Genomic DNA, 645 nt, shown 5'->3' on the forward strand with positions numbered 1-645 from the left:
GTCGTTTTCACGCCATTCAGCGTCAGCACCAGTTGATCGGTAGCCACTGGGCAGTTCACGTTGGTGGTACTTACCGTCAGTGTCAGCGTTACCTGGGTAGCCTGTACATCATCTCCACTGGCGGTATAGATCGCATGGAGCGAGTACGGGTTATCGAAGCTTCCGTTACCACTGGTGGTCCAGTGAGCGGTGTTGCCACCGCCCCCCATGGCACCCTGTAATTGATAACTCGCCGTTGAACAAACACGCGCATCAGCACCCGCATTGGCCGTGGCTGGGTTAACCCCATCGCAAGGGGTTGGTTCGGTGCACGTAGTAATCTGCACATGAATCGCAGCGGGTAGACTCACGCAACCAGTGCTGGTCCGCTCGATTACGTAGTATGTACCCCCACCAACGGCAGCCGAATTGGCTACTTTGTTGGTCAGTGCGGCATCCGTATAGTACTCGAATAGACCACCTGCTGTCGTCACCTGGCTCGTCACCGCTGTCGATAGATCCACCGTTGTCATCGGACACGTATTGGTTTTATCTACGACCGTTGGGATCGCTACTTTACCCAAGACCGTGATGGTCAGCCCACTGGACACATCGCTCCGGCAGGTTCCTGACGCAGCGGCACAATAGGCCGTGTAGGTTTCGGTA

The 645-nt window shown here is 55.8% G+C and carries 1 pseudogene; it reads right to left on the reverse strand.

Annotated elements, in window-relative coordinates:
* Positions 1-645: pseudogene (locus ACYVGR_RS37595) on the reverse strand (hypothetical protein); the annotation flags it as partial.

It is taken from the genome of Spirosoma litoris (assembly GCF_054776755.1).